This window comes from Erwinia billingiae Eb661, assembly GCF_000196615.1.
In the GTDB taxonomy this organism is placed as follows: Bacteria; Pseudomonadota; Gammaproteobacteria; order Enterobacterales; family Enterobacteriaceae; genus Erwinia; species Erwinia billingiae.
Genome location: NC_014306.1, coordinates 3,898,913 through 3,924,598, shown reverse-complemented (window position 1 = coordinate 3,924,598; position 25,686 = coordinate 3,898,913). Strand labels below are relative to the sequence as shown.

Genomic DNA, 25,686 nt, shown 5'->3' with positions numbered 1-25,686 from the left:
GAACATCGCAGGGTCCTTTCCGGACATCATCGCTGTGGTTCCCGCTGCCGGGATCGGCAGCCGGATGCAGGCAGAGTGCCCCAAACAATACCTTTCAATCGGTGGCAAAACGCTGCTGGAACATGCGCTTAACAGCTTGCTGGCGCATCCAGCCATCAGCCGTATTATTGTCGCCATCAGTCCTGATGACCCCTTCTTTCCTGCGCTGCCAATGGCCAGCGATCCGCGTATCACGGTGGTGAACGGCGGCAAAGAGCGTGCGGATTCCGTGCTGGCAGGCCTGCAGGCGGCGTCTGCCTCGCGCTGGGTGTTGGTTCACGACGCTGCGCGTCCCTGTCTGCATCTTGATGACCTCACGCGGTTACTGGCGATCGCCGCGACCAGTCGCGTGGGCGGCATTCTTGCGGCCCCGGTGCGTGACACCATGAAGCGGGCCGAAGCAGGGAAACAAGCGATAGCGCATACTGTCGATCGCGAAGCCTTATGGCATGCGCTGACGCCGCAGCTGTTCCCGCTGGAACTGCTGCGCACCTGTCTTGAACGGGCGTTAAGGGAAGGGGCGACGATCACCGACGAGGCATCGGCGCTGGAGTATTGTGGCTATCATCCTGAACTGGTGATCGGCCGCAGCGACAACATTAAGGTAACGCGGCCGGAAGATTTGGCGCTGGCGGCGTTTTACCTGACTCAATCACAGAATAAGGAGAGCGCATAATGCGTATCGGCCACGGTTTTGATGTTCACGCATTTGGCGGCGAAGGCCCGCTGATTATTGGCGGCGTGCGAATTCCTTATGAAAAAGGGTTACTGGCACATTCCGACGGTGACGTGGCGCTGCATGCGCTGACCGATGCGTTGCTGGGTGCCGCCGCGCTGGGCGATATTGGCAAGCTGTTCCCGGACACGGACGCCGCCTATAAAGGCGCGGACAGCCGCGAACTGCTGCGTGAAGCCTGGCGTCAGATCCAGAAAAAAGGCTACCGCTTAGGCAACGTTGACGTCACGATCATCGCACAGGCGCCGAAAATGCTGCCTCATGTGCCGCAGATGCGCATCAACATCGCGGAAGATCTGGGTATCCATATGGATGACGTTAACGTCAAAGCCACCACCACCGAGAAGCTGGGCTTTACCGGTCGTGGCGAAGGCATTGCCTGTGAAGCGGTTGCGCTGATCTTTAAGGCGGACGCGTAATGGTCGATGAGCTGAGCTGGCTGCACGGCAAGCCCACGGCCACAGGCGTGCTGAAAGCCAACCCGGAAGATTTTATCGTCATCGAAGACCTCGGCTATGGCCCGGACGGCGATGGCGAGCAGGTGCTGGTGCGCATTCGCAAAACCGGCTGTAACACCCGATTTGTCGCGGAAGCGCTGGCGAAGTTTGCCGGTATTCACCCGCGTGACGTCAGCTTTGCCGGCATGAAAGATCGCCATGCGGTCACCGAGCAGTGGATTTGCCTGCGCATTCCCGGCAAAGAGACGCCAGATTTTTCTGCTTTTCAGCTGCCAGGCTGCGAGGTACTGGAAAGTGCCCGTCATCGACGTAAACTGCGTACGGGAGCGTTGCAGGGCAATGCCTTTACCCTTATTTTGCGTCAGATTTCCGATCGTGATGCGGTTGAGCAGCGCTTGCAGCAGATTGCCGCCGCCGGTGTGCCAAACTATTTTGGCGTGCAGCGTTTTGGGCATGATGGCAATAACCTGCTGATGGCGCGCCGCTGGGCAGCCAACGAGATCCGGGTGAAGGAGCGTAACAAGCGCAGCTTCCTGTTTTCTGCCGCCCGCAGTGCGATGTTCAACCAGGTGGCGAGCGACCGGTTAGCGCAGCAGGGCTCGCTGACCACCGTGATGGCCGGCGATGCACTCCAGCTGACCGGACGGGGCAGCTGGTTCGTGGCGGAAGAGGCGGAACTGGAAACGTTGCAGGCGCGCGTCGATAACGACGAACTGCGCGTGACCGCACCGCTTCCCGGCAGCGGCGCCTGGGGAACCTTGCAGGATGCGCTGGACTTTGAGCAACGAAGCCTGGCGACTGAGACAGAATTGATTACACTGCTTGAGCGTGAGAAAGTCGATGCGGCCCGTCGTGCGGTGCTGGTGAAACCGCGCGATCTGCGCTGGGACTGGCAGGATGACGTGACCGTTGAGCTGACTTTCTGGCTGCCTGCGGGCAGTTTTGCCACCACGCTGGTGCGTGAAGTTCTTCTACAAGAAGGTGATGATGCGAATATTGCTGAGTAACGATGACGGTATTCATGCGCCCGGCATTCAGACGCTGGCTGCGGCCTTGCGTGAGTTTGCTGAGGTGCAGTTGGTGGCGCCTGACCGCAACCGCAGCGGCGCCTCCAATTCGCTGTCACTGGAAACGCCGTTACGCACCTTCACCTATCCCAACGGCGATATCGCGGTGCAAATGGGCACGCCAACAGACTGCGTCTATCTGGGTGTGAACTCGCTGATGCAGCCGAAGCCGGATATCGTGGTGTCCGGCATCAACGCCGGCCCGAACCTCGGGGATGATGTGATTTATTCCGGGACGGTAGCGGCGGCGATGGAAGGGCGTCATCTTGGACTGCCTGCGCTGGCGGTGTCGCTGGATGGGCATAAGCATTACGACACGGCAGCGGCGGTAACCTGTTCTATACTGCGTGCGTTGCTGCGCGAACCGTTACGCACCGGTCGCATTCTGAACATCAACGTGCCGGATGTGCCGTTGTCAGAAATCAAGGGCATTCGCGTCACCCGTTGTGGTAGCCGCCATCCCAGCGATCAGGTTATCCCGCAGCAGGATCCGCGCGGCAATATGATGTACTGGATTGGGCCGCCGGGACAAAAGCTGGATGCAGGCCCGGATACCGATTTTGCCGCAGTTGACCAGGGCTATGTGTCCGTCACCGCGCTGCACGTCGATTTAACCGCGCATGCCGCGCAGGATGTGGTGGCGTCGTGGTTGTCCAGCGTTGAGGTCAGTCGCGAATGGTGAGTCGCCGCATTGATACGCTACTGGCGCAGTTGCGCCAGCAGGGCATTGACGATGAACGGTTGCTGAAAGCGATTGAAGATGTACCGCGTGAGCGTTTTGTGGACGAGGCGTTTGAGCACAAGGCGTGGGAGAATATGGCGTTGCCGATTGGCTCCGGCCAGACCATTTCCCAGCCGTATATGGTGGCGAAAATGACCGCGCTGCTGGAGCTGACGCCAGAATCACGCGTGTTAGAAATTGGTACCGGATCGGGTTATCAGACTGCGATCCTGGCACACCTGGTCGAACACGTTTACTCCGTCGAGCGGATTAAGGGCTTGCAGTGGCAGGCCAAGCGACGGTTAAAACAGCTTGATTTACATAATGTTTCTACCCGGCACGGCGACGGCTGGCAGGGCTGGCCGTCTCGCGGGCCGTTTGATGCCATCATCGTCACCGCCGCGCCGCCAGAAATTCCTGTCGAGCTAATGTCGCAGTTGGACGAAGGCGGGATCCTGGTGTTGCCGGTGGGTGAAGAGCATCAGGAACTGAAGCGCATCCGCCGTAAGGGCGGTGAGTTTATCGTCGATATCGTTGAGCCAGTGCGTTTTGTGCCGCTGGTAAAAGGCGACTTAGCCTGACGGATCGTTAGCAATTGCACACATCTGTAAATGGCACCGGGTCTGTGATGTTGTTACTATCTGCTTAATTTCACTCTTTATTACTGTATGCGGGCCAGATGCGTCGCGGCAGTAGTCACAGTTTTGCCTTCAGGGGGATATAAATGAGCACGGGAAGCCCAATGTTTAAGTTGCGCCGGATTGCGGCCGTTTCACTTGTTGGTTTTTGGTTAGCTGGTTGTTCCAGCGATAACTCCACACAAGCCCCTATCAGTTCTGTCGGCAGTGGCGGCGGCTCTGGCGGTATGTTGAGCGGTGGCTCCAACGCCAGCAGCGGCAGCGGTAACAGCAACAGCGGAGTGCTCAGCAACGCCAATAGCGGCAATGGCGGCTACACCGCGCCACCGGCCTCTATTTCGGCCAACTCCTCCAATGTGGTGAGCGCGCCACAGAACATTTCCAGCAGCAATGCTGCACCACAAGAGAACGTGGTGACCGAGAATGGCCATATTGTCTACAACCGTTCTTATGGGAATATTCCTAAAGGTAGCTACGGCGGACAGACCTATACGGTGAAAAGGGGCGATACGCTGTTCTATATTGCCTGGATCACCGGCAATGATTTCCGTGATTTAGCCCAACGAAATAACGTTGCCGCGCCTTATGCGCTCAATGTTGGCCAGCAGTTGCAGGTTAGTAACGGCTCCGGTGGAACCTTAACCGGTGGTAATGCGGTGACCGCAGCGGATGCCTCTGCGGGCGGTGTCGCTGTCCAGCCTTCTGCGCCACAAAACCAGGGCGGGGCTGTTGCACACCAGCCTGTTATTACGTATTCTGAGGATTCAGGTAAACCAAGTGAAGGCAAAATGTTGCCATCATCCGGCACAACGACTGTTGCAACGACAACAGCGCCGGTTACCGCTCCGACCGTCAGTAGCACAACCAACAGCAGCACCCCAGTGGGAAGCTGGCGTTGGCCGACCGACGGTAAGATCATCGATAACTTCTCTGCTTCCGAAGGAGGCAATAAAGGTATTGATATCGCGGGCTCGCGAGGACAACCCGTCATTTCAACCGCCTCAGGGCGCGTTGTGTATGCCGGTAACGCCCTTCGCGGTTACGGTAACTTGATTATCATCAAACATAATGATGACTACCTGAGTGCATACGCCCATAACGACACTATGCTGGTCCGTGAACAACAAGAAGTTAAAGCGGGTCAAAAGATCGCCACCATGGGTAGTACCGGCACGAGTTCGGTCAGATTGCATTTTGAAATTCGTTACAAGGGGAAATCCGTAAACCCGCTGCGTTATTTACCGCAGCGATAGTCCGGCAGAACACCAACTGGTGCTTTGCTTTGGGATCACGGGTAGGAGCCGAAAATGAGCCAGAATACGCTGAAAGTTAAAGATCTAAATGAAGATGCGGAATTCGACGAAAACGGAGCTGAGGTTTTTGATGAGAAGGCTCTCGTCGGAAATGAACCTGCTGATAACGAAATAGCTGAAGATGAGCTGTTGTCACAAGGTGCTACGCAACGAGTATTGGACGCGACGCAGCTCTATCTGGGAGAGATTGGTTATTCTCCTCTGCTAACGGCTGAAGAAGAAGTTTTCTTCGCTCGTCGCGCATTACGTGGTGATGTTCCGTCTCGTCGCCGCATGATCGAAAGCAACCTGCGTTTGGTAGTGAAGATTGCCCGCCGTTACAGCAATCGTGGTCTGGCTTTGCTGGATCTGATTGAAGAAGGTAACCTGGGGTTAATCCGCGCGGTAGAGAAATTTGACCCTGAAAGAGGGTTCCGCTTCTCTACTTACGCTACCTGGTGGATTCGCCAGACGATTGAACGGGCTATCATGAACCAAACCCGTACCATTCGTTTGCCTATTCATATCGTTAAAGAGCTGAACGTCTATCTCCGCACCGCGCGTGAACTGACCCACAAGTTAGATCATGAGCCGAGTGCAGAAGAAATTGCCGAACAGCTTGATAAACCCGTTGAAGATGTCAGCCGTATGCTGCGCCTCAACGAACGCATTACATCAGTCGACACGCCACTAGGCGGTGATTCTGAGAAAGCGCTGCTGGATATCCTGGCCGACGAGAAAGACAACGGTCCGGAAGATACCACCCAGGACGATGACATGAAGCAGAGCATCGTCAAATGGCTGTTCGAACTGAACGCCAAGCAGCGTGAAGTGTTAGCGCGTCGTTTCGGCCTGTTAGGTTATGAAGCGGCCACGTTAGAAGATGTGGGTCGCGAAATTGGTCTGACCCGTGAACGTGTCCGTCAGATTCAGGTTGAAGGTCTGCGTCGTCTGCGTGAAATTCTGCAGGCTCAGGGTCTGAGTATCGAAGCCCTGTTCCGCGAATAATCGTGGGCACTTACCGATGTTAATGCGAAAAGCGGTGGCGAAAGCCACCGCTTTTTTATTGCCCGTCGTTTACTGACTCAACGCCTTCAGCACCTCGCTGGACCCGGCGACCGCCCCGAACACCCCTCCCTGCATTTTCACCATTTCAAGCGCCGCCGCATGATTTGCCGGATCGGTTGCGGCACAGCAATCGGCAACCAGTAAGCATTCAAACCCGCGATCGTTCGCTTCACGCATCGTAGTATGTACGCAAACATCGGTGGTGATGCCGGTGAGCAGCAGATTTCGGATCCCGCGCGTATGCAGGATCAGCTCCAGATCGGTGGCGTAAAACGATCCTTTCCCCGGCTTGTCGATCACCACTTCCCCAGCGGCCGGCTCCAGTTCGGGAATGATTTCCCAGCCGGGCTCACCGCGCACCAGTATTTTCCCGCACGGGCCGGGATCGCCGATCCCGGCGCCTTTTTGCCGCGATCGCCAGCGCTTATTGGCCGGCAGATCGGCCAGATCGGGCCGGTGTCCCTCGCGGGTATGAATGATAGTAAAGCCCTGCGCCCGCATCACCGCCAGCAGCGCGCTGATGGGTTTTACCGGCGCGCGGGTTAAGCCAATGTCGTAACCCATCTTATCGACATATCCGCCTGCTCCGCAGAAGTCCGTCTGCATATCAATAATCACTAATGCGGTGTCTTGCGGCGAAAGCTGGCCGTCATACGGCCAGTGGTAAGGTGCGGCCTGAATATAAAAATCCTGCATGCTGACTCTCCCCAGGCTTATGCCGTGGCCCATTTTTTCGCCGATCGTGACTGCACGATGCCGTAAGCCACCCCGCCGGCAACCATGCCAATCAGGGCTTCACCGGCATCCGGGAACCAGACGTGCGCGATGCTGGCGCAGACGGTGCCGAACGCCCAGCAGGCAAACGCGCTGGTGCGGTAAGTTGTTTCCGGGCGAGAACTGGCGATATGGCCCATAAACAGCAGGTCGACAATCATCACCGCGCCAATCGGCGGTACGGCGACACCCAACAGGCTCAGCCAGTTCAGGAAATAGCTCCACACGCCAATCACCGCCAGCAGTCCGCCAATCACACCGAGGATCACCGTCCACAGACGCATTTTGCTTTTAAACAGATGGCCATAACCGACCGCGCCGTTGTACAGGCAGTGGGTGCAGACCGAGCCGAGGTTGATAAAGACGAACAGCAGCGCCAGCATGTCCAGCACCGGATTGTGACCGGTAAGCAGATGCAGGAAATCGCCGCCGTTTTGTGCCGGATTGATGCCCGCACCGGCAGACACAATCACCACGCCCGAAAGCAGCGAAACAACGTTAGCCAGCGGGAACGCGGAGAAGGTGGCGACCACCGCCGATTTGCCGTTCTTTGACCAGCGGGTGAAGTCGGCGGTCATGGTGCCCGAATCCGCAAATCCGGCGATCACCATGGTCATCGCGATGCCCATGCTGATGCCGCTGGCGGAACCTTTATAGCTGCTGATCTGGCTGATGTCGGTGTGCTGGCCGACAAAGTACAGCGCCACCAGGCCGAGGATGACAAACATCGGCGCAGCAATCATGCCAATCACCGACAGCGCGCGCACGCCAAGGAAGGTGACGCCGGTATACAGCACCGTCGCCAGCACGATCACCCACGAGGTATTCCAGCCAAAGGTGGCGTTAACGATGGTGCCGGTCAGTCCGGTCTGGAAGGCGTACCAGCCAATCACCACGGTCGACAGAAACGCCGAGGTAATGATGTAGCCACGGCTGCCGAAGGTCTTGCGCGCCTGCATGGCAAAGTTCAGTCCGGTATTGCCCGCCAGATAGCTGAGCGCGCCGACATAGGCGAACAGCACCAGGTTGCCGGCCAGAATGGCGATAATTGAATGCCAGAAGCCGAGGTTGTACGCCATGATCCCGCCAAAAACAGCATTGGTCAGGATCATCGGGAAACCAAACCACACCGCAGAAACCGAACGGGTGGTATGGCGATGGGAAAGCGGTACGGCCGCGTTTTCAAACTCCTGCTCTAATCCTGACGTGCTCTCATGCGACTGCGATGATTTCTGGCTCATAGTGGTGTGATCCCCGGTAAATAGCAGTAGGCGTTAATCAGCGGGTCAGCATCGGCGGTAACCGATGTTGCCAGCCGCAAACTTTTTCAAATGCCGCACTGGCACGCAGCACCAGCGCATCGTCAAGGTGACGACCAACAATCTGTAAACCGACCGGCAACCCGTCGGCGGTAAAGCCAGCCGGCACAGAGGCGGCCGGTTGTCCGGTAAGGTTAATCGGAAAGACAAAGGCCAGCCATTCGGCAGGCGTCACGCTACGGCCATCTATCATCGCCGGGCTTTCGATATCGATTGGGAAGGGCGGTGTTGCCAGCGTCGGGGTCAGCAACAAATCGTAGCCCTGCATAAAGCGCCACATTTTGTTGACCACCTCTTTGCGCTTCATATTGGCATCGGTGAACATCTCGGCGGTCCAGTCGGTGTTCAGCATCGCCACCAGATGGGGTGACATGCGATCGCCATAGCTTTCCATCAGTTTGCGCATGCCGGTCAGATCGGTTTCCTGAGCGACCAGCGCAGCGAAGGTCTCTTTCGGATCGCTGAAGCCTGGATGGGCCTCGACCACAATGCAGCCCAACTCCCGCTCGAAGACCCTGACCGCTTTGGCCACCACCTCGCGGACCTGTTGGTCGACCGCGGCATAGCCCCAGTCAGCGCTGAAGGCAATGCGTAGCCCTTTCAGGCTGCCCTTGGGGGCGTTGAGCCAGTCAATGTCGCTGGTGGGGATCGAGTGGCGGTCGCGGGGATCGGGTCCGGCGATCACCGAAAGCATTAGCGCGGCATCCGCCACGGTGCGGGTCATCGGGCCAATATGCTCCAGCGATTCCCAGCTGGAGAGTCCGGGAAAGCGTTCATCGCGGCAGCCGGGATACAGCGGCACGCGGCCCATCGACGCTTTCATGCCAAACAGGCCGCTGTGGGCGGCGGGAATGCGCACGGAACCGCCGCCATCGCTCCCCAGCGCCAGCGGGCACATTCTTGCCGCCAGCGCCGCTGCCGAACCGGCACTGGAGCCGCCAGGGGTTAAGTCGGTATTCCACGGATTGCGGGTGGTTGGAAACACCGGGTTGTGGCCGGTGCCGCTGTAGCCAAACTCCGGCGCGTTGGTTTTGCCGAGGATGATGGCGCCGGCCGCCTTCAGGCGTTCAACGGTGATGTCGTCTTCATCGGGGATAAAGTTTTCGTAGATCCAGGAGCCGGACACCGTTTTGATCCCGGCGGTGCTGATCAGATCTTTAATCGCCACCGGCACGCCAGCCAATGGGCCGACCTTTTCGCCGCGCAGGATCTTCTGTTCGATCGCTTTGGCCTGCGCCATCGCCAGATCGGGCGTTGGCGTACAAAAGGCATGCAGCTCGGGCTCGAGAAGATCCATTCGAGCCAGCGAGGCGGTCACCACCTCAACCGGAGAAAGCGACTTGTCGCGGATGTGTGCCGCCAGCGTGATGGCGTCAAGATTCAAGATATCCTGTTGGTTCAACGGTGTCCCCTGTGCCCCTGAAGAGCTGATGATTGCTAGCTGGAGGATAGCAATGCATATTGCAGGCCAGATTTGTGATGGCACTAAAAATAAGCGTAAGACGCGGGTCTAACATCTTGTATACAGGCCGGTATTCGTGAGGGTTTGATGGGCGGGAGGTTTGCGTTAATAACACTAAGACGCTTCAGTGCAGAAGGAGAATCACTGCGGGAGTGCAGCCTGGCCGTAAAGTGGTGCAAAAAAAACGGCAGGCATTATGCCCACCGTTTGGTTCTGCATTTCAGACGGCAGCGGCCCGTGATGACCGTATGCCGTTCAGCAACGACGCTTAGAGCATCGTTTTCAGGCGATAGATCCAGTCCAGCGCCTGACGCGGCGTAAGGGAATCCGCATCCAGTGCTTCAAGCGCTTCCACAGCGGGAGAGGTTTCCTCAACCAGTAATGGCAACTGCGGGCCATCGGCTTTGCTACTGGCCGCGCTGCCGGACAGGGTTTCCAGCTCTTTCAGTTTCTGTCGCGCACGCTTGATCACCTCTTTCGGCACGCCCGCCAGCGCGGCAACGGCCAGGCCGTAACTTTTGCTCGCAGCACCCTCCTGCACGCTGTGCATAAAGGCGATGGTGTCGCCATGCTCAACGGCATCGAGGTGAACGTTGGCCACGCCTTCCATTTTTTCGGGCAGGGTGGTCAGCTCAAAGTAGTGGGTAGCAAACAGCGTCATCGCCTTGATGCGGTTCGCCAGGCTTTCCGCACAGGCCCAGGCCAGTGACAGGCCATCATAGGTTGAGGTGCCGCGCCCAATCTCATCCATCAGCACTAGGCTGTGTTCGGTCGCATTGTGCAGGATATTGGCGGTTTCGGTCATCTCCACCATAAAGGTCGAACGGCCGGACGCCAGGTCATCCGCAGCACCCACACGGGTAAAGATGCGGTCGATTGGACCAATCACCGCCTGCTCCGCCGGGACATAGCTGCCAATATAGGCCAGCAGCGTGATCAGCGCCGCCTGACGCATATAGGTACTTTTACCGCCCATATTGGGACCGGTGATCACCAGCATGCGGCGCTGCGGAGAGAGCGACAGCGGGTTAGCAATAAACGGCTCTTTCAGCACCTGCTCCACCACCGGATGACGCGCGCCGGTCAGCTTGATGCCGGGCTTGTCGGTCAGGGTTGGGCAGTTGTAATTCAGCGTCCACGCGCGTTCGGCCAGGTTGGACAGCACGTCCAGTTCCGCCAGTGCCGCGGCACTGAGCTGCAAGGCTTCCAGATGTGGCAGCAGCAGGTCGAACAGCTGCTCATACAGGCCTTTTTCCAGCGCCAGCGCCTTGCCTTTCGAGGTCAGAACTTTGTCTTCGTACTCTTTCAGCTCGGGAATGATATAGCGTTCAACGTTTTTCAGCGTCTGACGACGGACATAGTTGATCGGCACCCGATGGCTCTGCCCACGGCTGACCTGAATATAATAGCCATGCACGGCGTTGAAGCCGACCTTCAGCGTATCCAGCCCCAGTTTTTCCCGCTCACGGATTTCCAGCTTATCAAGGTAGTCGGTCGCGCCGTCGGCCAGCGCACGCCATTCATCCAGCTCGGCGTGGTAGCCGGGCGCAATCACGCCACCGTCGCGGATCAGCACCGGAGGTGACTCAATCACCGCCCGTTCCAGCAGATCGCGCAACTCATCAAACTGGCCCATTTGCGTGCGCAGCGTTTGCAGATGCGGCGTAGCGACCTCCGCCAGCAGCGCATCGAGCTGAGGCAGCTGCTGGAAGGCGTGGCGCATCCGGGCCAGATCGCGTGGACGGGCGGTACGCAGTGCCAGACGCGCAAGAATACGCTCTAGGTCGCCGACCTGACGCAGCAGAGGCGAGAGCTCCGCGGTAAAGTCCTGCAGTGCACCAATGCTCTGCTGACGGTTCTCTAAGGTTTTAATCTCCCGCACCGGCATATGCAGCCAGCGTTTCAGCATGCGGCTACCCATCGGCGTGACGGTTTTATCCAGCACCGCCGCCAGGGTGTTTTCAATGCCGCCGGCCAGGTTCTGGGTGATCTCCAGGTTACGGCGCGTTGCCGCATCCATAATGATGCCGTCCTGCTGCCGCTCCATAGTCAGAGAACGGATATGGGGCAGGGAAGTACGCTGGGTATCCTTAACGTATTGCAGCAGGCAGCCCGCCGCGCGCAGCGCATGGTGAGCCTGCTCGACGCCAAAGCCGCTCAGGTCGCGGGTGCCAAACTGCATGTTCAGCTGCTGACGCGCGGTATCGACTTCAAACTCCCACAATGGGCGACGACGCAAGCCACGGCGGTTTTCAATCAGCGACATGGCGGAGAAGTCTTCGGAATAGAGCAGTTCAGCAGGATTGGAGCGGGTCAGCTCGGCGGCCATGGTTTCCAGGTCCGTCGGCTCCGCCAGGCGGAAGCGGCCAGAGCTGATATCCAGCGTGGCGAAGCCGAAGCCGCGTGGGCTCTGCCAGATGGCGGCCAGCAGGTTATCCTGGCGCTCATGCAACAGCGCTTCATCACTGATGGTGCCCGGCGTCACGATGCGCACCACTTTGCGCTCTACGGGGCTTTTGCTCAGCGCCGGATCGCCAATCTGTTCGCAGATGGCCACCGATTCGCCCAGCTGCACCAGCTTCGCCAGGTAGTTCTCCACCGCATGATAAGGTACGCCCGCCATCGGGATCGGTTCACCGGCTGACGCCCCGCGTTTAGTCAGCGAGATTTCCAGCAGCTGCGAGGCGCGCTTCGCATCGTCATAGAACAGTTCGTAGAAATCCCCCATGCGGTAAAACAGCAGGATTTCCGGATGATCGGCCTTCAGACGCAGGTATTGCTGCATCATTGGGGTGTGGCCTGATAAATCCTTGTCAATCGACTCTTTCATAATCATTTTACTCATTTCAATTCTTTCAAGTACTTACGTGGACCTTAACACAGCCTTTACATCCACATAAACTCGTCAATTTGTCGCTCAACTGGTGCAGGGAGCCTGGCCGGTCAGTTTGACGAAAAAAACAGAGGTAATCCAGTGAAGAGTACCCTGCTCAGCGGGTTTCTCAGCGAAGGCAAAACGGCTGGCTCTGCTTCAAGTGAATAGCCATCCAATCGACCCGATTTTCCAAACATTCATTATGCAGGGCAAGTCGGCAAACTCCAGCTTCCGACAACGCTCGCAATAAAATAAATGCGAAATATGTCGTGATGGCTTTAACATTACTTGTGCGATATTTATTTTATTTGTTAATAAATTATATCTGCCTTAACAAAACGCCTCAATGCATACCTATATAACGGTGGTTATTTTCCGGAATATTTTTGAAGTATTGAATCTAATAATGTTAAAAGTATTTTAATGTGAGGGTGTGGAATAGGGGAATTTCCTTACTGACCAGTATGATAGGAGACTATAGACGAAATTCAGACTGGCCTGACTCGCTATTAGTTCTTTTTTATTTGGTTAAAGGCCGCTATTGACCGCAGAGAGGGTATTTTATAAAGTATATCTTTCTGGTGTTGGCATTTGTTATGGGTTATTTAAATAAAAACAAGGAAGAAATAATATCGGAAAGCCCGTTTAAAGTTAACCTAATCCTCTCATCGGAGACTCCTGATGCGTAGGGTAAATGCTTAACGCAGGTGTTTATTTTTTCGTGATTATAAGCGTGGTTAAAGCGCTAATCACGACCTTAGATAATCCTGACGCTAAAGAAAAAACCTTATCACAGCTCAAATAACGCAGGTTGAAAAATATTTTCATCAGAGTAATTATTTATGTAAATGCTCGCGATCAACATTCGTGTGTTTTTTATCAATGACTTGTGGTTGGTTAAGAAGTGCGTGAGATTTTCATGAGAGGAATGGGATATTCATGAGTTGTACGTTTTTATCGCACTCTTAAAATGAGTGTCAGCACCTTAACAATGCACGTAAAGATGCTTGATATCATTTTTCTAATTATTTAAGTTAAGCGAAAAACATCACGAGAGTCATAAATGAAAAAAATACTGATGTTGGCATTATTGATGGTGGGGGTTCCGGCATATGCTAATCAGCTGTTCCAGCCAGGCCCAATCTACGCGACGAATGAAGATGTCGGCAGCATGACGGATCATAATAAAGCGCAGTATATGGTTTCATACCGGATCAGTATCTTTAACCCGTTAGACAGTGCCGCGACGTTATCAAAGGGCTGTTTTGTTTTATTCAACCGTGCCGGTAAAGAAATTGTGGCCAGAGGCGTTGAGCTGAATTTACAACAAGAGTTTGCGCCGGGTGAGAGTAAAACGGGGACGGTCTATTTCTTCAGCGACAATGAAGCCATTTATACGCTGCCATTTGTGAAATGGATAGAAAGTAACAGTACCGAGAATGACCCAATGCCTGACGTTGTTTCAGACCTTAATGTTCGATAAATAATATTATTCATCTATCCGTGTGCGTAGTGACGGCGAGATAACACATACTTTCTTTAAAGAGTTAATTAACGGAGATTCCCAATGATTAATTGTATCGGGATGACAGGGAAATCCGTGATCACTTTAACAGGGAGTGTTTTTAATACCTCCCTATTTTGCCGGGAAAGATAATGAAATAAATTTTACATTGATAACATAGGAAATAATCATGAGTAAGCTTTGTACCAAAATCGCTGTAATAGCGGTGTCTTTAGGCCTCTCGGCCAGCGCGCTGGCGTCGGACGGGACAATCAATTTCAAAGGCGTCATTTCTGCTGCGGCCTGTACGGTCAGTAGCATTGCTGGCAGCTCCACCGCGTCGGGAACCGTCAACTTCGGTACCGTCAGTAGCACTTCGTTTGGTAAGGCTGGCAGTACCACCGGCGGCACGCCGTTCAGTATCGAACTGAAAGACTGTGCTGTTGCCTCCTCCCCCTCTATCACCTTTAACGGTGCGGCCGTCGCCACGACGGGCTATACGTCGCTCTTCTCCACTGATATTGCTGGACTGGGGATACGTATCAGCGACGCGGATAATCTTTCGACTGTCTATGCCCCCGGCGTCTCCTCTGAAAATACGGGATTTAACTCACTGAAAACGGGCGTAACCCAGGCTGTCGCTAATTTCAAAGCGTGGCTGGTGGATTATACCGGTAGTTCAGATTACACCGGAACGATTGATACCAATGTGACCTTTGTTATCGATTACGCCAATACCTAATATAAATATTGAGTGGAGGCATAATTAATTATGCTTCCGCTTTATATGGAGTCAATTCCCGATGAAACACACTAAACTTATTCTCGGAATAGCCTTGCTGCTGCCTTTAATTTGCCAGGCTGATGGATTAACGCTTGGTGCAACACGGCTGATTTATGAGGCTGGTAAGAAAGAAGCCAGTGTTCCTTTGCGCAATGGTCCCCGTCAGGCGCCGCAGCTGGTTCAGAACTGGGTCTCTAATTTCGACAGTCGTGATACTAATAATATTCCGTTTATTAATACGCCGCCGCTTTTTAAACTCCCCGCCGGTGGAGAAAGTCCGGTGCGGGTTGTCTATGTCGGATCGCCAACGGCGTTGCCGAAAGACCGTGAAAGCCTGTTTCTGTTAAACATCCGCACAATCCCCGCGGTGGAGAAAAAGCAAAATCCAACGCGCCTGACCATTGCCACCCAGAACATCATCAAACTTATCTACCGGCCGGAAGGATTAACCGCCCGTGGCGCGGCCGCCGCCGGAGAAAAACTGCAGATATCAGCCGGGTCTGGCCGCGTCATCATCAAAAATCCGACCCCTTACGTTGTCACCCTGACTCAGGTCACGGTTAACGGCAGCAAGATTGAAAATCCGGGCACCCTTCGACCTTTATCATCCCTTGAGATCGCGCTGCCGGCCTCTGCGCTGCGGACTTTTTCGTGGAGCACCATCAATGACTGGGGCGGCACAACCCCTTCCCGCACCGTCAATTTCTAAGACAATGTTCTGGAGATAATGATGCGTGGTGATGCTGAGCATTCAGGTCAAGGTTTTGTTGTCAGTCATCTGGCAGCAAATCGGGGAGCGGGACTGTTATTTGTCATCGTCTCGCTAATGGGGTTATCAACGGCCAGGGCGGAGCTTTATTTTAACGTGAACGCACTGAAACTGACGCCTGCGCAAAAAGCCGATACTGACCTTGAAACCCTGTCCCGGCCGGAAATTCAGATGCCAGGTGAATACACGGTGCAGGTTAGCGTTAACCGGGTAGAGCAGGGCGAATACACCCTGAAATTTATCGTCTGCGGAACCCGCTTATGCCCGGAGCTCACGCCGTCATTGTTGCAGAAGTTGGGCGTCAAGGTGGCTGCGTTCCCGGCACTGGTTTCTCTGCCTGCGGAAGCCACGCTCTCCGATCTTGCGGCGGCGATCCCCGATGCCGATACGCTTTTTGATTTTGAACGGCGGGTGCTGGAAATCACTCTGCCGCAGGCCGCGCTAAATCAGTCTGCGCGCGGCGATGTCCCCCCTGAACAGTGGGACGACGGATTGCCGATGTTTTTTGCTTCCTACAGTGCTTCCGGCTCAGAAACCCGCAATCAGTCGGCACTAAGCCAGAACCAAAGTTCTCAGTATCTGAACGTGCGCAGTGGCATCAACCTGGGACCCTGGCGTTTAAGAAACTACAGCACCTACAGCCGTACCAGTAACAACATCAGCCAGTGGAACAGTCTGCAAACGTCGGTGGAGCGTGACATCCGTCCGCTGCGTGCCCGCTTTGTCGCCGGTGAAACGGCTACCCCCGGTCTGGTGATGGACAGCTTCAGCTTCCGGGGGGCCTGGCTGGCCACCCAGGACGAAATGCTGGCGGACAGTCAGCGCGGCTATGCGCCGGAAATCCGCGGGATTGCGCTTTCTCATGCCACGGTTGAAGTGCGCCAGAACGGCAACCTGCTGTATCAGACCTTTGTGCCGCCAGGCGCCTTTGTGATCAACGATCTCTATCCGACATCCTCGTCCGGCGATCTTGAGATTACGGTGAAAGAAGAAGACGGTTCGTTGCGTAGCTACACGCAGTCATTCGCCTCGCCACCGATTTCGGTCCGTCGTGGCATGGTCAATTACTCGGTGACCGCCGGTGAATATGGCACGCGCAATAACAATGCCGAGAGCGCAGTAAATCAGCGTTTTGTGCAGGGCGAAATGCTGTATGGCGTGCTGAACAATACGACGGTGTATGGCGGCGGCCTGGTGGCCGAACATTATCGCGCCGGGACGCTCGGTGTCGGTCAGAGTCTGGGAATGTTTGGGGCGATTTCGCTGGATTTGACCCAGGCAGAAACCACCTTCAGCGACGGATCGTCCAAAACCGGGCAGTCCCTGCAAGCCAAATACAGTAAACGGTTTGACACCACCGGCACCTCCATGACCCTGGCCGGTTATCGCTATGGCACCGACGGATACTATGCATTTGATGAAGCGAGTGAGTATTTTAACAACAGCCGCCTGGCCTCGCGCTACACGCTGAAGAATAAGTCACAGATAACCCTGAATCAGAATGCCGGCGTGGCCGGATCGGTCTCGCTCAGCGCCTATCAATCCGAATACTGGAACCGGGCTAACTCACGTAATCGCTCCATCACCGGCAGCTGGAGTAAAAGTTTTTCCGGCGTCACCGTCAGCCTGAACCAAAGCCAGAGCCGGTTGTGGCGCACAGGTCGCACCGACAACAGCACCTCCGTTAACGTCAGCTTGCCAATCGGCAAATGGTTGTCGCCGACCTCCGACAGCAACATGCGGATGAGCAATAACTGGTCACAGTCAAACCGGGGAACGGGCAGCCTGTCGACCACGCTGTCAGGGACCTCACTTGAAAGCAATAACCTTTCCTGGTCAATGTCCCAGGCCCGCAGCAGTCAATCCGATGGCCGGGTGAAGAACAGTACCGCGCTGTCCGGCAGCCTGCAGGGGAGCAAGGCAACCGCCTCGTTGGGATATGCAAATTATTATGGTGAAAGCGAATCCGTTAACTGGGGAGTACGCGGCTCGGTTGTCGTCCACCCGTACGGCGTCACGCTTTCCCGGGAGTTATCGGAAGGCAGTTCCTGGGCACTGGTGCGGGCACCGGGTGGCAAAGATATCAAAATCAAAAACCGCAGCGGGCTGTCAACGGATTCGCGCGGGTATGCCATCGTCCCGTCACTGACACCCTATCGTGAAAATGAGGTCAGCCTGGACACCTCCACCTTAGAAGATGACGTCGATCTGAAGCAGTCAATCCAGCGTAAAACGCCATCGAGAGAATCGCTGGTGCTGGCTGAATATGAAACCAAAGTTGGGCTGCGGGTGTTCCTGACGCTGACAAGGGATGGACGGCCGCTGCCGCTGGCGAGTGTGGTCCGTGTGGACGACGTCAGCGGGATTACCGATGAAAAAGGGCGCGTTTATCTGGCAGGTGTGCCCGAAACAGCGCAGTTGCAGGTGTCTCTGGCCGGGGGCGAACAGCTCTGTACGGTGCCCTTCTCGGCGAAGGGGCGCAGCAAAAATAACGGCATTATTGTGGCTGACTTGCCGTGTGATGCGACCACCGAACGCGGAATTAACGGAAACTAAATGATGCTAAATAGTCTGAAAATCACACTGTGCCTGATAACGTTGATGGCCGCGCTTTTAACGTGCCAGTCTGCTTCTGCAGAAGACATGAACTGCACATCCGATACCGATGTCCATGTTCTTAATCTTGGCGATGTTGCGGTTGCCGAAAATTCGAGGGCCGGCGATATCCTGCATGTTGATACCAAAAACGTGAACGTCACCTGCAAATCATCGGGTAACTTTCAGCAGGTGTCTGAGGTCAGCCAAACCGCCTGGAGCAGTTCAGGTATGACGGTGTCGGTAGACGGCTTAACCTGCCCGGTGATTGATGAGGGGACCGCCATATCGGATTCCGGCCTCGGTATCGTCTGGACAAATTTCAATTCCGCTTCCGGTACATGGTCCTGTATGACTACAGCCTTTACCGGCACATCGGTTCGTCGGGGGCTTTTATCCAATGGTTCAACCACCCTGACCGACAAAATATATATTGTCAGAACGAATAAGGATCTTAAATACGGTGAAACCAACGCACTCTCGCAAACGGCTTACATTGATGAAGCCAATGCCGATCGCGTTGCTCGCGGCCATCTCTACAGCTTTACCTTTTCGGGCGTCATGACCGTTTCGGCGGGCGGCTGCACGGTTAGCAGCGTAACGGACGTCGAGATGGGGACATTATCATCAGCCAGCTTTACCCGTGCAGGCAGCACCGGTCCTAAGGTGCCTTTTGCCGTGAGCCTCACCGAGTGTAAGGGCGCAGCAACCCAGGCCCACTTTGACTTCACGCCGATCTATGGCTTTGCTAATCAAGACCGGGGCGTGATAGCGCTGAGTAACGATGAAAATTCAGCAACCGGCGTCGGCATTCAACTGTTGATGAACGGCAAGGAAATCGCCGGCTTCAATGATAATGTCGCCACCATCGCCGAGGGGGATAACCTGGTGAATTTCGAAGCGAAGTACTACCAGACGGCCGAAACCGTCACGCCTGGCAGCGCCGATTCGATGGTGATATTTAATGTTTATTATAATTGATTCGCTCTGAATCTGACGCTGCGGGCGCAGGCAAAGGAACAGGGTTGGTTTAATAATATTGGTTTTTACGGCGTTTATTGCCGTGTATTGAGGTTTACTTAAACCCCGAGGCAGAGTAAGTTTGAATAAATAATAGATTACGGCAGTAATCGACGTGAATTCTGGCTTCTTCAAACCCCCTGGGGAGTTATGCTCAATCTCATTGCACGACAACAGCTTAAAAATTTGCTCCCCGTTGGCATGGTGGCGACAAAATCCTGGCTGCTCGCTCAGGGAATTAACCTTCATTTTCTTGATAATGCGGTTAAGAGCAGGACACTACTGCCACTCACGCCGGGTGTCTATGCACGAGAAGAAAAGCCGCAGCACTGGAAAGGCGTCGTTGCATCGCTTCAACGCATGCGCGACGAACCGGTCTGTGTCGGAGCATTTAGCGCACTGGAGATAGAAGGTTTGGTGCATTATCAAGCCAGAGGAAGCACACCCCACATTCACCTGTTCTCTGCGTCCCCGTTACCTGCCTGGTTACACAAAATTGACATTGATGCCAAATTCGAATGGCGTGGAGTACAACGGCTCTGGCCTTCATCGGTGACAGAAAACCCAAAGTATTTTCGTGAAGATAGCTGGCGGGAGTCGCTGCCGACCTTATGCTATTCCGGGCCTGAAAAAGCTTTTCTTGAACTGCTGGCAGACGTACCTAAAAGCATTAGCGTTGAACATGCCGATCAACTTATGCAGGGCCTGACAACATTATCACCGCGTAAGTTAGATCTGCTGCTGCAAGCAAGTTCCAGTATCAAGGTGAAACGTCTTTTTCTGTGGTTGGCCAACCGACACCAGCATGCCTGGCTTAAATATCTGGATCCAGAACGATATGAGCTTGGTACGGGAAAGCGAGAAATCGCAAAGGGAGGGCGGCTGGACAAGACGTGGCAGATAACGGTACCCAGAGAGATGTAAATCGATATGGACAGGGAAAGCATTTACCATAAGCAGGTCCAGCTGTTACTTCAACTGATCCCCTTCATCGCCAGACATGACTGTTTTGCATTGAAAGGCGGCACCGCAATAAATCTGTTTGTACGCAATCTTCCTCGCTTATCCGTAGATATCGATTTGGTGTTTTTGCCCGTGCTGGAGCGCGAAGAATCGTTAATGCAGATAAAAATAGCATTGGACGCTATTGCGCAAGCGGCAACAAGTGCACTGCCGGAGTGTAAGGTGAGCAAGTCCTATGAAGATAAAAATGATGCTTTGCGGCTGTTGGTTGAGCGTGCAGGAATACTGATCAAAATTGAACTCTCACCGGTGTTGAGGGGAACCGTCTATCAGCCACATGTCCAGCCTGTCTGTGAAGCCGTTGAAGATGAGTTCGGCTTTGCAGAAATGTCCGTAGTCGCTTTCGCCGATCTTTATGCGGGCAAAATTTGCGCTGCGCTTGACCGCCAGCATCCCAGAGATTTGTTCGATGTTAAGTTCTTGCTGGATAACGAGGGAGTGACAGAGTCGCTACGCAAAGCCTTGCTGGTGTATATCATCAGCCATCCCCGGCCGATTACTGAATTACTTCAGCCACATTTTAAAGAGATATCCGGGCTTTACGCAGGTGAGTTTAGAAATATGGCAGAAGTAGATGTTACGTTAAATGAGCTTGAGGATGTGCGAAAAGATCTTGTCGAATGTATAAACAGGTCTCTTTCCCGGGCTGAACGTGATTTTTTGATATCGTTTAAAAAAGGCTCCCCGGACTGGCAATTGCTTGGATTGCCCGGGGTTGACCAGTTACCCGCCGTACGTTGGAAGCTGCATAACCTCGCCAACATGAACAAGGCTAAACATGCCGAAGCTTTGACTCTTCTCCGGCATGTTTTGCATCTTTAAGCATATTGAACCTATCGGTGCCCGACCGCTCCAGCTGAGGAGAAATCTTGCAGCTTAAAATCATCTGCATTGAAAGCCTTCCGTTCAGGAAGGCGTCAGTTGCTTACCAGCGCTGATGAACCCACGGGGCAATTTTGTTTTGATAAAGGGTTTTCAACGCCAGCATAGTGTCGTCGGACAGGTCGGCGAGAGCGCTTGCTTGCGCATTGGTTTCTGACTGGGCTTTATTTTTAGAGCCGGGAATGATCACCGAGACATTTTCATTCATCAGGATCCAACGCAGCGCGAATGTTGCCATGCTGGTGTCACCCGGCAGCAAGCGACGGATATCTTCCACGGCATCCAGCGCCACATCGTATGGCACGCCCGCAAAGGTCTCGCCTTTATCAAACTGCTCGCCATTACGGTTGAAGGTGCGGTGATCGTCGGCTGCGAACGCGGTGTCAGCGGTCATTTTGCCTGTCAGCACGCCGGACGCCAGCGGGACGCGGGCAATGATAGCGACATCCCGGCGTTTGGCCTCATGAAGCAGAAGCTCGGCAGGGCGCTGCCTGAAAATGTTGTAAATCAGCTGGATGGAAGACACATTCGGGTATTCAAGCGCCTTCAGGCCTTCTTCGACTTTTTCGACAGAAACCCCGTAGCTGCGAATTTTGCCGGAGTTAATCATTTCATCCATCACCGCGAAAACTTCAGGGGTGTAATAGATCTCGGTTGGAGGGCAGTGCAGCTGGACTAAATCCAGCGTCTCGGTTTGCAGGTTATCTCGGGAACGATCGACAAAGTCATTAAGATTTTTTTCGCTGTAGCCGGATGCCACATGCGGTGAAAGGCGACGCCCCAGTTTGGTCGCCACGAACGGGCGATCTCCTCCTCGTTCATTTAGCACCTCGGCGATGATTTTTTCGGAACGGCCATCACCGTAAACGTCAGCGGTGTCGATAAACGTCATCCCGGCATCCAGCGCCGCATTCAATGCACCTTTCGCATCTTCCATGCTGACTTCACCCCAGGTGCCGCCGATGGCCCAGGCGCCAAAACCGATTTCGGAAACACGCTGGCCCGTTTTACCAAGAATTCTGTTCTTCATGAAAACTTCCTTTTGAGGGTGCCGACAGCTTACGCACCGATTGTTCAAACTGAGTAGGGAACGTTTAACAGAGCTTAGCGTTTACGGGCCATGAGATCCCATGCTAAAAGATGCATGCTATTCATTGAATCAGTTAATGGTATTCATCATGAAAATGGAACGTGTTGATTTTGCCGATCTGCAGGCCTTCCTGGTGGTACTGCGCTGCCGAAGTTTCAAGCTTGCCGCCATCGAACTTGGCCTCTCTTCTTCCGCCATAAGCCATGCCATACGCCGGGTGGAAACCCGACTCGATGCACGGCTTTTAAACCGGACCAGTCGCTCGGTCTCACCCACGGCGCTTGGGCTGGAGGTAGCTGAGAAGCTCTCCGAGGGTTTTGATGTCATTTCGTCCGCGCTGGATACCGTCAACGCGCCTGGCCGCAGTCGTTTCGGCGTATTGCGGCTCAATGTTTTTGCCGATGCTGCCGCGCAGTTAATCGTGCCGGCGCTGAAGGCGTTTGCTGAACAGTGGCCAGACGTCAGGCTGACGGTGGTTGTCGAGGACAGGCCGGTCGATATTACCTCTGAAGGCTTTGATGCCGGCATGCGATACGGGCATCTGGTGCCCGAGGATATGGTTGCCGTCGCCTTGACCGATACGCAGCGTTGGATCGTGGTCGGCTCGCCGGAGTATGTGAAGCGTCATGGCGTGCCAACCACCCCGGCTGAATTATCAGAACATAACTGTCTGCAACTGCTTCTTGGCAATAACGCCAGTTTCCGCTGGGAGTTTGATGGGGCTGACGGTGTTTACAGCATGAGTGTGCCGGGTGCTATCACCTTGAAAGATACCTCAACCACTATCGCCGCCGCCATCGACGGGATTGGCCTCGCCTATGTGCTGGAGTCGCGGGTGGATGCTGAGCTTGCCAGCGGGTCGCTGATCAACGTGCTGCCGAGCCATGCATGTCAGGGTGAGCCGTTTCACATGTACTACAGCAGCCGTCGCTATGTTCATCCAGCCTTACGGGAGCTTATTAATATCATTCGCAGGAATAACGGATTACAGACGTTGCCCGATTTGCCGGATAAGGATCCGGCGAAGGAAAGCTGAGGGTTTTGACAGTCGCCGGCAGTGCTTGCTCACTCATGCCCGCTCTGCAACGCCCAGACGGCGGCTTCGACGCGGGACTTGAGCTTCATCTTTTTCAGCAGATGCTTAACGTGAACCTTGACCGTGCTTTCGGTGATCGACAGCTTGCGGGCGATGGCTTTATTGGTCATGCCCTGGCTGATCAGCTTGAGGATATCGCGCTCGCGGCGGGTGAGCTGTTCGATGTCCCGCTCGTCGGAAGGGCGGTTTTCCCGCAGGCTGGCAACCAGCACATTGGTCAGCGTTTCACTCAGCACCATTTGCCCGGCGGCGGCCTGATGCAGCGATTTCAGCAACTCTTCCGGCTCCATATCCTTTAGCAGATAGCCATCGGCACCGCGCTTCAACGCATTCACCACATCATCTTCATGATCTGACACGCTGAACACCACGATGCGGCCCGAAAGCTCGATGGTGCGCAATTGCACCAGCGTATCCAGCCCGTTCATGCCCGGCATATTTAAGTCCAGTAGGATTAGATCCGGATCCAGTTCCCCCGCCAGTTCGACGCCGAGCGTGCCGTTGCCCGCTTCGGCAACCACCTGCAACCGCTCGTCCAGCGCGATCAGCTGTTTCACCCCGTTGCGCAGCATCGGGTGATCGTCAATCAGTAATATGGTGGCGGCTTCTTCTTTCACGGTAGTGTCCTGTGGGTCAGTGCTGTTACAGGCCAGACTGGCCGGGCCTGGACGCTATTCTACGTATCCCGCGGATTATCCCTATACCACTTAATGGGTAACACCAAATTTCCAAATTCGTTCAGAAATTGATTATAGCGCAGGAGTGGTGTTTTAAAGCTGAGGATATACAGCAGGTTAATAAACTCCCCTTATCTACCTCTTTTGGAGTCTGGCGCTAAAAACGCGCAGTAACTACCTGCCGTCTGGTTGATTTGCATCAACCTGAATCAGCAGAGCGATCAGCAGGATGTGCGTTAAATCTTCCTGTCACTGAGAACACTATGTCGCTTACACCTTCTACTCCCTCAACCAAAGGCGGAACGGTCATTCAGGACTGGCAGCCTGAAAATGCCGAATTCTGGCAGCAATACGGCAAACGCATCGCCAGCCGTAACCTGTGGATTTCGGTGTTCTGCCTGCTGCTGGCGTTCTGCGTCTGGATGCTGTTCAGCGCCATTACCGTCAATCTGAACAAGGTGGGGTTTAACTTCACCACCGAACAACTGTTTTTGCTGACCGCTCTCCCGTCCGTGGCCTGCGCGTTACTGCGGGTGCCTTACTCGTTTGTGATCCCCATTTTTGGTGGCCGCCGCTGGACGGCGTTCAGTACCGGCATCCTGCTGATCCCTTGTCTGTGGCTCGGGTTCGCGGTGCAGGACACCCGGACCTCGTTCTCCACCTTTATGATTATCGCCCTGCTGTGCGGCTGTGCCGGAGCCAACTTCGCCTCCAGCATGGGCAATATCAGCTTCTTCTTCCCGAAAGCGAAACAGGGCAGCGCGCTGGGAATTAATGGCGGCCTGGGCAATCTCGGCGTCAGCGTGATGCAATTCTTCGCCCCGCTGGCCATCTCCTTCGGCATCTTCAGTTTCTTTGGCGGGGGTTCGCAGGTGGCTGCCAACAGTGAGGTGATGTGGCTGGAAAACGCCGCCTGGTTGTGGGTACCGTTCCTGGTGATTGGCACCCTGTTGGCCTGGTTTGGCATGAACGATTTGGCCTCCTCGAAATCCTCGCTGCGTGAGCAGCTGCCGGTGCTTAAACGCGGCCATCTGTGGATTATGGCGGTGCTGTATCTGGCGACCTTCGGCTCTTTTATTGGCTTCTCGGCGGGCTTTGCCATGCTCTCCAAAACCCAGTTCCCGGACATCGTGATCCTCAAGTACGCCTTCTTTGGCCCGTTCCTTGGCGCATTGGCCCGCTCCGTCGGCGGCATGCTGTCCGATAAATTCGGTGGCGTGCGCGTCACGCTGATCAATTTTGTGGTGATGACCGTCTTCAGCGGACTGCTGTTTATGACGCTGCCTGCGGGCGACCATCCGGGATCGTTTATCGCCTTCTACAGCGTGTTTATGGTGCTGTTTATCAATGCCGGTCTGGGCAGCGGGTCGACCTTCCAGATGATCGCGGTTATTTTCCGCAAAAATACCCTTGAGCGGGTGAAAGCGCAGGGCGGCAGCGACGAACTGGCGCAGCATGAAGCGGTAACCGAAACCTCCGCAGCGCTGGGCTTTATCTCCGCCATTGGCGCCGCAGGCGGCTTCTTTATCCCGCAGATGTTTGGCATGTCACTGGCGATGAGCGGATCCCCCGCCGGCGCGATGAAAGTCTTCCTCGGTTTCTACCTGCTGTGCGTGGTGATCACCTGGGCGGTCTACGGCCGTAAGAAAATCAGCTAGCGGTTATTCGGTCCGTTTCGGCAATGTTGAGGCGGACCGCAAGCCACTACTCCCTCTGCGCCGGGCAGGCGTAACGGGAAGCGGGAAAGGGATGCGAAGCGTGTTTTTATAGAACAATTTCAGATAAATACGCGCTTTT

22 protein-coding genes are annotated in these 25,686 nt (G+C 54.8%); 16 read left to right on the top strand and 6 right to left on the bottom strand.

Annotated elements, in window-relative coordinates; all coding sequences use genetic code 11:
• Nucleotides 1-4: 4 nt before the first annotated feature.
• The 7 genes from ispD (at nucleotide 5) to rpoS (ending at nucleotide 5,959) form a co-directional block, all read left to right on the top strand.
• Entirely contained in the window at nucleotides 5-715 is a 711-nt protein-coding gene (ispD, locus tag EBC_RS19370; protein WP_041692396.1) for a 2-C-methyl-D-erythritol 4-phosphate cytidylyltransferase, read from the top strand.
• Nucleotides 715-1,194, top strand: a complete 480-nt coding sequence (ispF, locus tag EBC_RS19365; RefSeq protein ID WP_013203542.1) for a 2-C-methyl-D-erythritol 2,4-cyclodiphosphate synthase — start codon at nucleotides 715-717, stop codon at nucleotides 1,192-1,194. The genes ispD and ispF overlap by 1 nt, the downstream gene beginning before the upstream one ends.
• Nucleotides 1,194-2,240 carry a tRNA pseudouridine(13) synthase TruD gene (gene truD / locus EBC_RS19360; protein WP_013203541.1) on the top strand — a complete coding sequence of 349 codons (1,047 nt, stop codon included), beginning with the start codon at nucleotides 1,194-1,196 and terminating at the stop codon, nucleotides 2,238-2,240. The genes ispF and truD overlap by 1 nt, the downstream gene beginning before the upstream one ends.
• A complete protein-coding gene (gene surE / locus EBC_RS19355; protein ID WP_013203540.1) occupies nucleotides 2,221-2,982 on the top strand; it encodes a 5'/3'-nucleotidase SurE in 762 nt (253 codons plus the stop codon). The genes truD and surE overlap by 20 nt, the downstream gene beginning before the upstream one ends.
• Entirely contained in the window at nucleotides 2,976-3,602 is a 627-nt protein-coding gene (locus EBC_RS19350) for a protein-L-isoaspartate(D-aspartate) O-methyltransferase (protein WP_013203539.1), read from the top strand. Before surE ends, EBC_RS19350 begins: the two co-directional genes overlap by 7 nt.
• Nucleotides 3,603-3,745: 143 nt before the next feature.
• Nucleotides 3,746-4,912, top strand: a complete 1,167-nt coding sequence (gene nlpD / locus EBC_RS19345) for a murein hydrolase activator NlpD (RefSeq protein ID WP_013203538.1) — start codon at nucleotides 3,746-3,748, stop codon at nucleotides 4,910-4,912.
• A 54-nt stretch (nucleotides 4,913-4,966) separates the two neighbouring features.
• On the top strand, nucleotides 4,967-5,959 hold the full coding sequence (gene rpoS / locus EBC_RS19340; RefSeq protein WP_013203537.1) for an RNA polymerase sigma factor RpoS: 993 nt from the start codon (nucleotides 4,967-4,969) through the stop codon (nucleotides 5,957-5,959).
• A 69-nt stretch (nucleotides 5,960-6,028) separates the two neighbouring features.
• Here rpoS and biuH read toward each other — a convergent pair whose 3' ends face one another.
• From biuH to mutS, 4 genes are all read right to left on the bottom strand, one after another.
• The gene (gene biuH / locus EBC_RS19335; RefSeq protein ID WP_013203536.1) at nucleotides 6,029-6,715 is read right to left on the bottom strand and encodes a biuret amidohydrolase; all 687 of its coding nucleotides are present in this window, start codon (nucleotides 6,713-6,715) and stop codon (nucleotides 6,029-6,031) included.
• A gap of 17 nt (nucleotides 6,716-6,732) precedes the next feature.
• Complete coding sequence (locus EBC_RS19330) at nucleotides 6,733-8,034, bottom strand: purine-cytosine permease family protein (protein WP_013203535.1); 1,302 nt, start codon at nucleotides 8,032-8,034, stop codon at nucleotides 6,733-6,735.
• Nucleotides 8,035-8,071: 37 nt separating this feature from the next.
• Nucleotides 8,072-9,514 (bottom strand): amidase, encoded by a 1,443-nt coding sequence (locus tag EBC_RS19325; RefSeq protein WP_049789623.1) that lies wholly within the window; start codon nucleotides 9,512-9,514, stop codon nucleotides 8,072-8,074.
• Between the two features lie 328 nt (nucleotides 9,515-9,842).
• Nucleotides 9,843-12,404 carry a DNA mismatch repair protein MutS gene (gene mutS / locus EBC_RS19320; protein WP_013203532.1) on the bottom strand — a complete coding sequence of 854 codons (2,562 nt, stop codon included), beginning with the start codon at nucleotides 12,402-12,404 and terminating at the stop codon, nucleotides 9,843-9,845.
• 1,108 nt (nucleotides 12,405-13,512) lie between these two features.
• Between mutS and EBC_RS19315 the strand changes: the two genes are divergently transcribed.
• The 7 genes from EBC_RS19315 to EBC_RS19285 all read left to right on the top strand — a co-directional run bounded on the left by EBC_RS19315 (nucleotide 13,513) and on the right by EBC_RS19285 (nucleotide 20,966).
• The gene (locus EBC_RS19315; RefSeq protein WP_013203531.1) at nucleotides 13,513-13,932 is read left to right on the top strand and encodes a DUF4354 family protein; all 420 of its coding nucleotides are present in this window, start codon (nucleotides 13,513-13,515) and stop codon (nucleotides 13,930-13,932) included.
• A 211-nt stretch (nucleotides 13,933-14,143) separates the two neighbouring features.
• On the top strand, nucleotides 14,144-14,695 hold the full coding sequence (locus tag EBC_RS24730) for a fimbrial protein (RefSeq protein WP_013203530.1): 552 nt from the start codon (nucleotides 14,144-14,146) through the stop codon (nucleotides 14,693-14,695).
• A gap of 61 nt (nucleotides 14,696-14,756) precedes the next feature.
• Entirely contained in the window at nucleotides 14,757-15,446 is a 690-nt protein-coding gene (locus EBC_RS19305) for a fimbrial biogenesis chaperone (RefSeq protein ID WP_013203529.1), read from the top strand.
• Nucleotides 15,447-15,602: 156 nt separating this feature from the next.
• Nucleotides 15,603-18,062, top strand: a complete 2,460-nt coding sequence (locus EBC_RS19300; protein ID WP_162096476.1) for a fimbria/pilus outer membrane usher protein — start codon at nucleotides 15,603-15,605, stop codon at nucleotides 18,060-18,062.
• The gene (locus EBC_RS19295; RefSeq protein ID WP_013203527.1) at nucleotides 18,063-19,082 is read left to right on the top strand and encodes a fimbrial protein; all 1,020 of its coding nucleotides are present in this window, start codon (nucleotides 18,063-18,065) and stop codon (nucleotides 19,080-19,082) included. It abuts the gene before it with no gap.
• A 189-nt stretch (nucleotides 19,083-19,271) separates the two neighbouring features.
• Nucleotides 19,272-20,045 (top strand): type IV toxin-antitoxin system AbiEi family antitoxin, encoded by a 774-nt coding sequence (locus EBC_RS19290; RefSeq protein WP_013203526.1) that lies wholly within the window; start codon nucleotides 19,272-19,274, stop codon nucleotides 20,043-20,045.
• A gap of 6 nt (nucleotides 20,046-20,051) precedes the next feature.
• Nucleotides 20,052-20,966 (top strand): nucleotidyl transferase AbiEii/AbiGii toxin family protein, encoded by a 915-nt coding sequence (locus tag EBC_RS19285; RefSeq protein WP_013203525.1) that lies wholly within the window; start codon nucleotides 20,052-20,054, stop codon nucleotides 20,964-20,966.
• Nucleotides 20,967-21,069: 103 nt separating this feature from the next.
• On the opposite strand, the gene EBC_RS19280 is transcribed toward EBC_RS19285, so the two are convergent.
• Complete coding sequence (locus EBC_RS19280) at nucleotides 21,070-22,056, bottom strand: aldo/keto reductase (protein WP_013203524.1); 987 nt, start codon at nucleotides 22,054-22,056, stop codon at nucleotides 21,070-21,072.
• 148 nt (nucleotides 22,057-22,204) lie between these two features.
• Here EBC_RS19280 and EBC_RS19275 point away from each other — a divergent pair, with 148 nt between their 5' ends.
• Nucleotides 22,205-23,152 carry a LysR family transcriptional regulator gene (locus EBC_RS19275; RefSeq protein ID WP_197535583.1) on the top strand — a complete coding sequence of 316 codons (948 nt, stop codon included), beginning with the start codon at nucleotides 22,205-22,207 and terminating at the stop codon, nucleotides 23,150-23,152.
• A gap of 29 nt (nucleotides 23,153-23,181) precedes the next feature.
• On the opposite strand, the gene narL is transcribed toward EBC_RS19275, so the two are convergent.
• A complete protein-coding gene (narL, locus tag EBC_RS19270) occupies nucleotides 23,182-23,829 on the bottom strand; it encodes a two-component system response regulator NarL (RefSeq protein WP_013203522.1) in 648 nt (215 codons plus the stop codon).
• Nucleotides 23,830-24,152: 323 nt separating this feature from the next.
• On the opposite strand from narL, the gene EBC_RS19265 reads away from it, so the two are divergent.
• Complete coding sequence (locus EBC_RS19265; RefSeq protein WP_013203521.1) at nucleotides 24,153-25,547, top strand: NarK family nitrate/nitrite MFS transporter; 1,395 nt, start codon at nucleotides 24,153-24,155, stop codon at nucleotides 25,545-25,547.
• The last annotated feature ends 139 nt before the right edge of the window (nucleotides 25,548-25,686 follow it).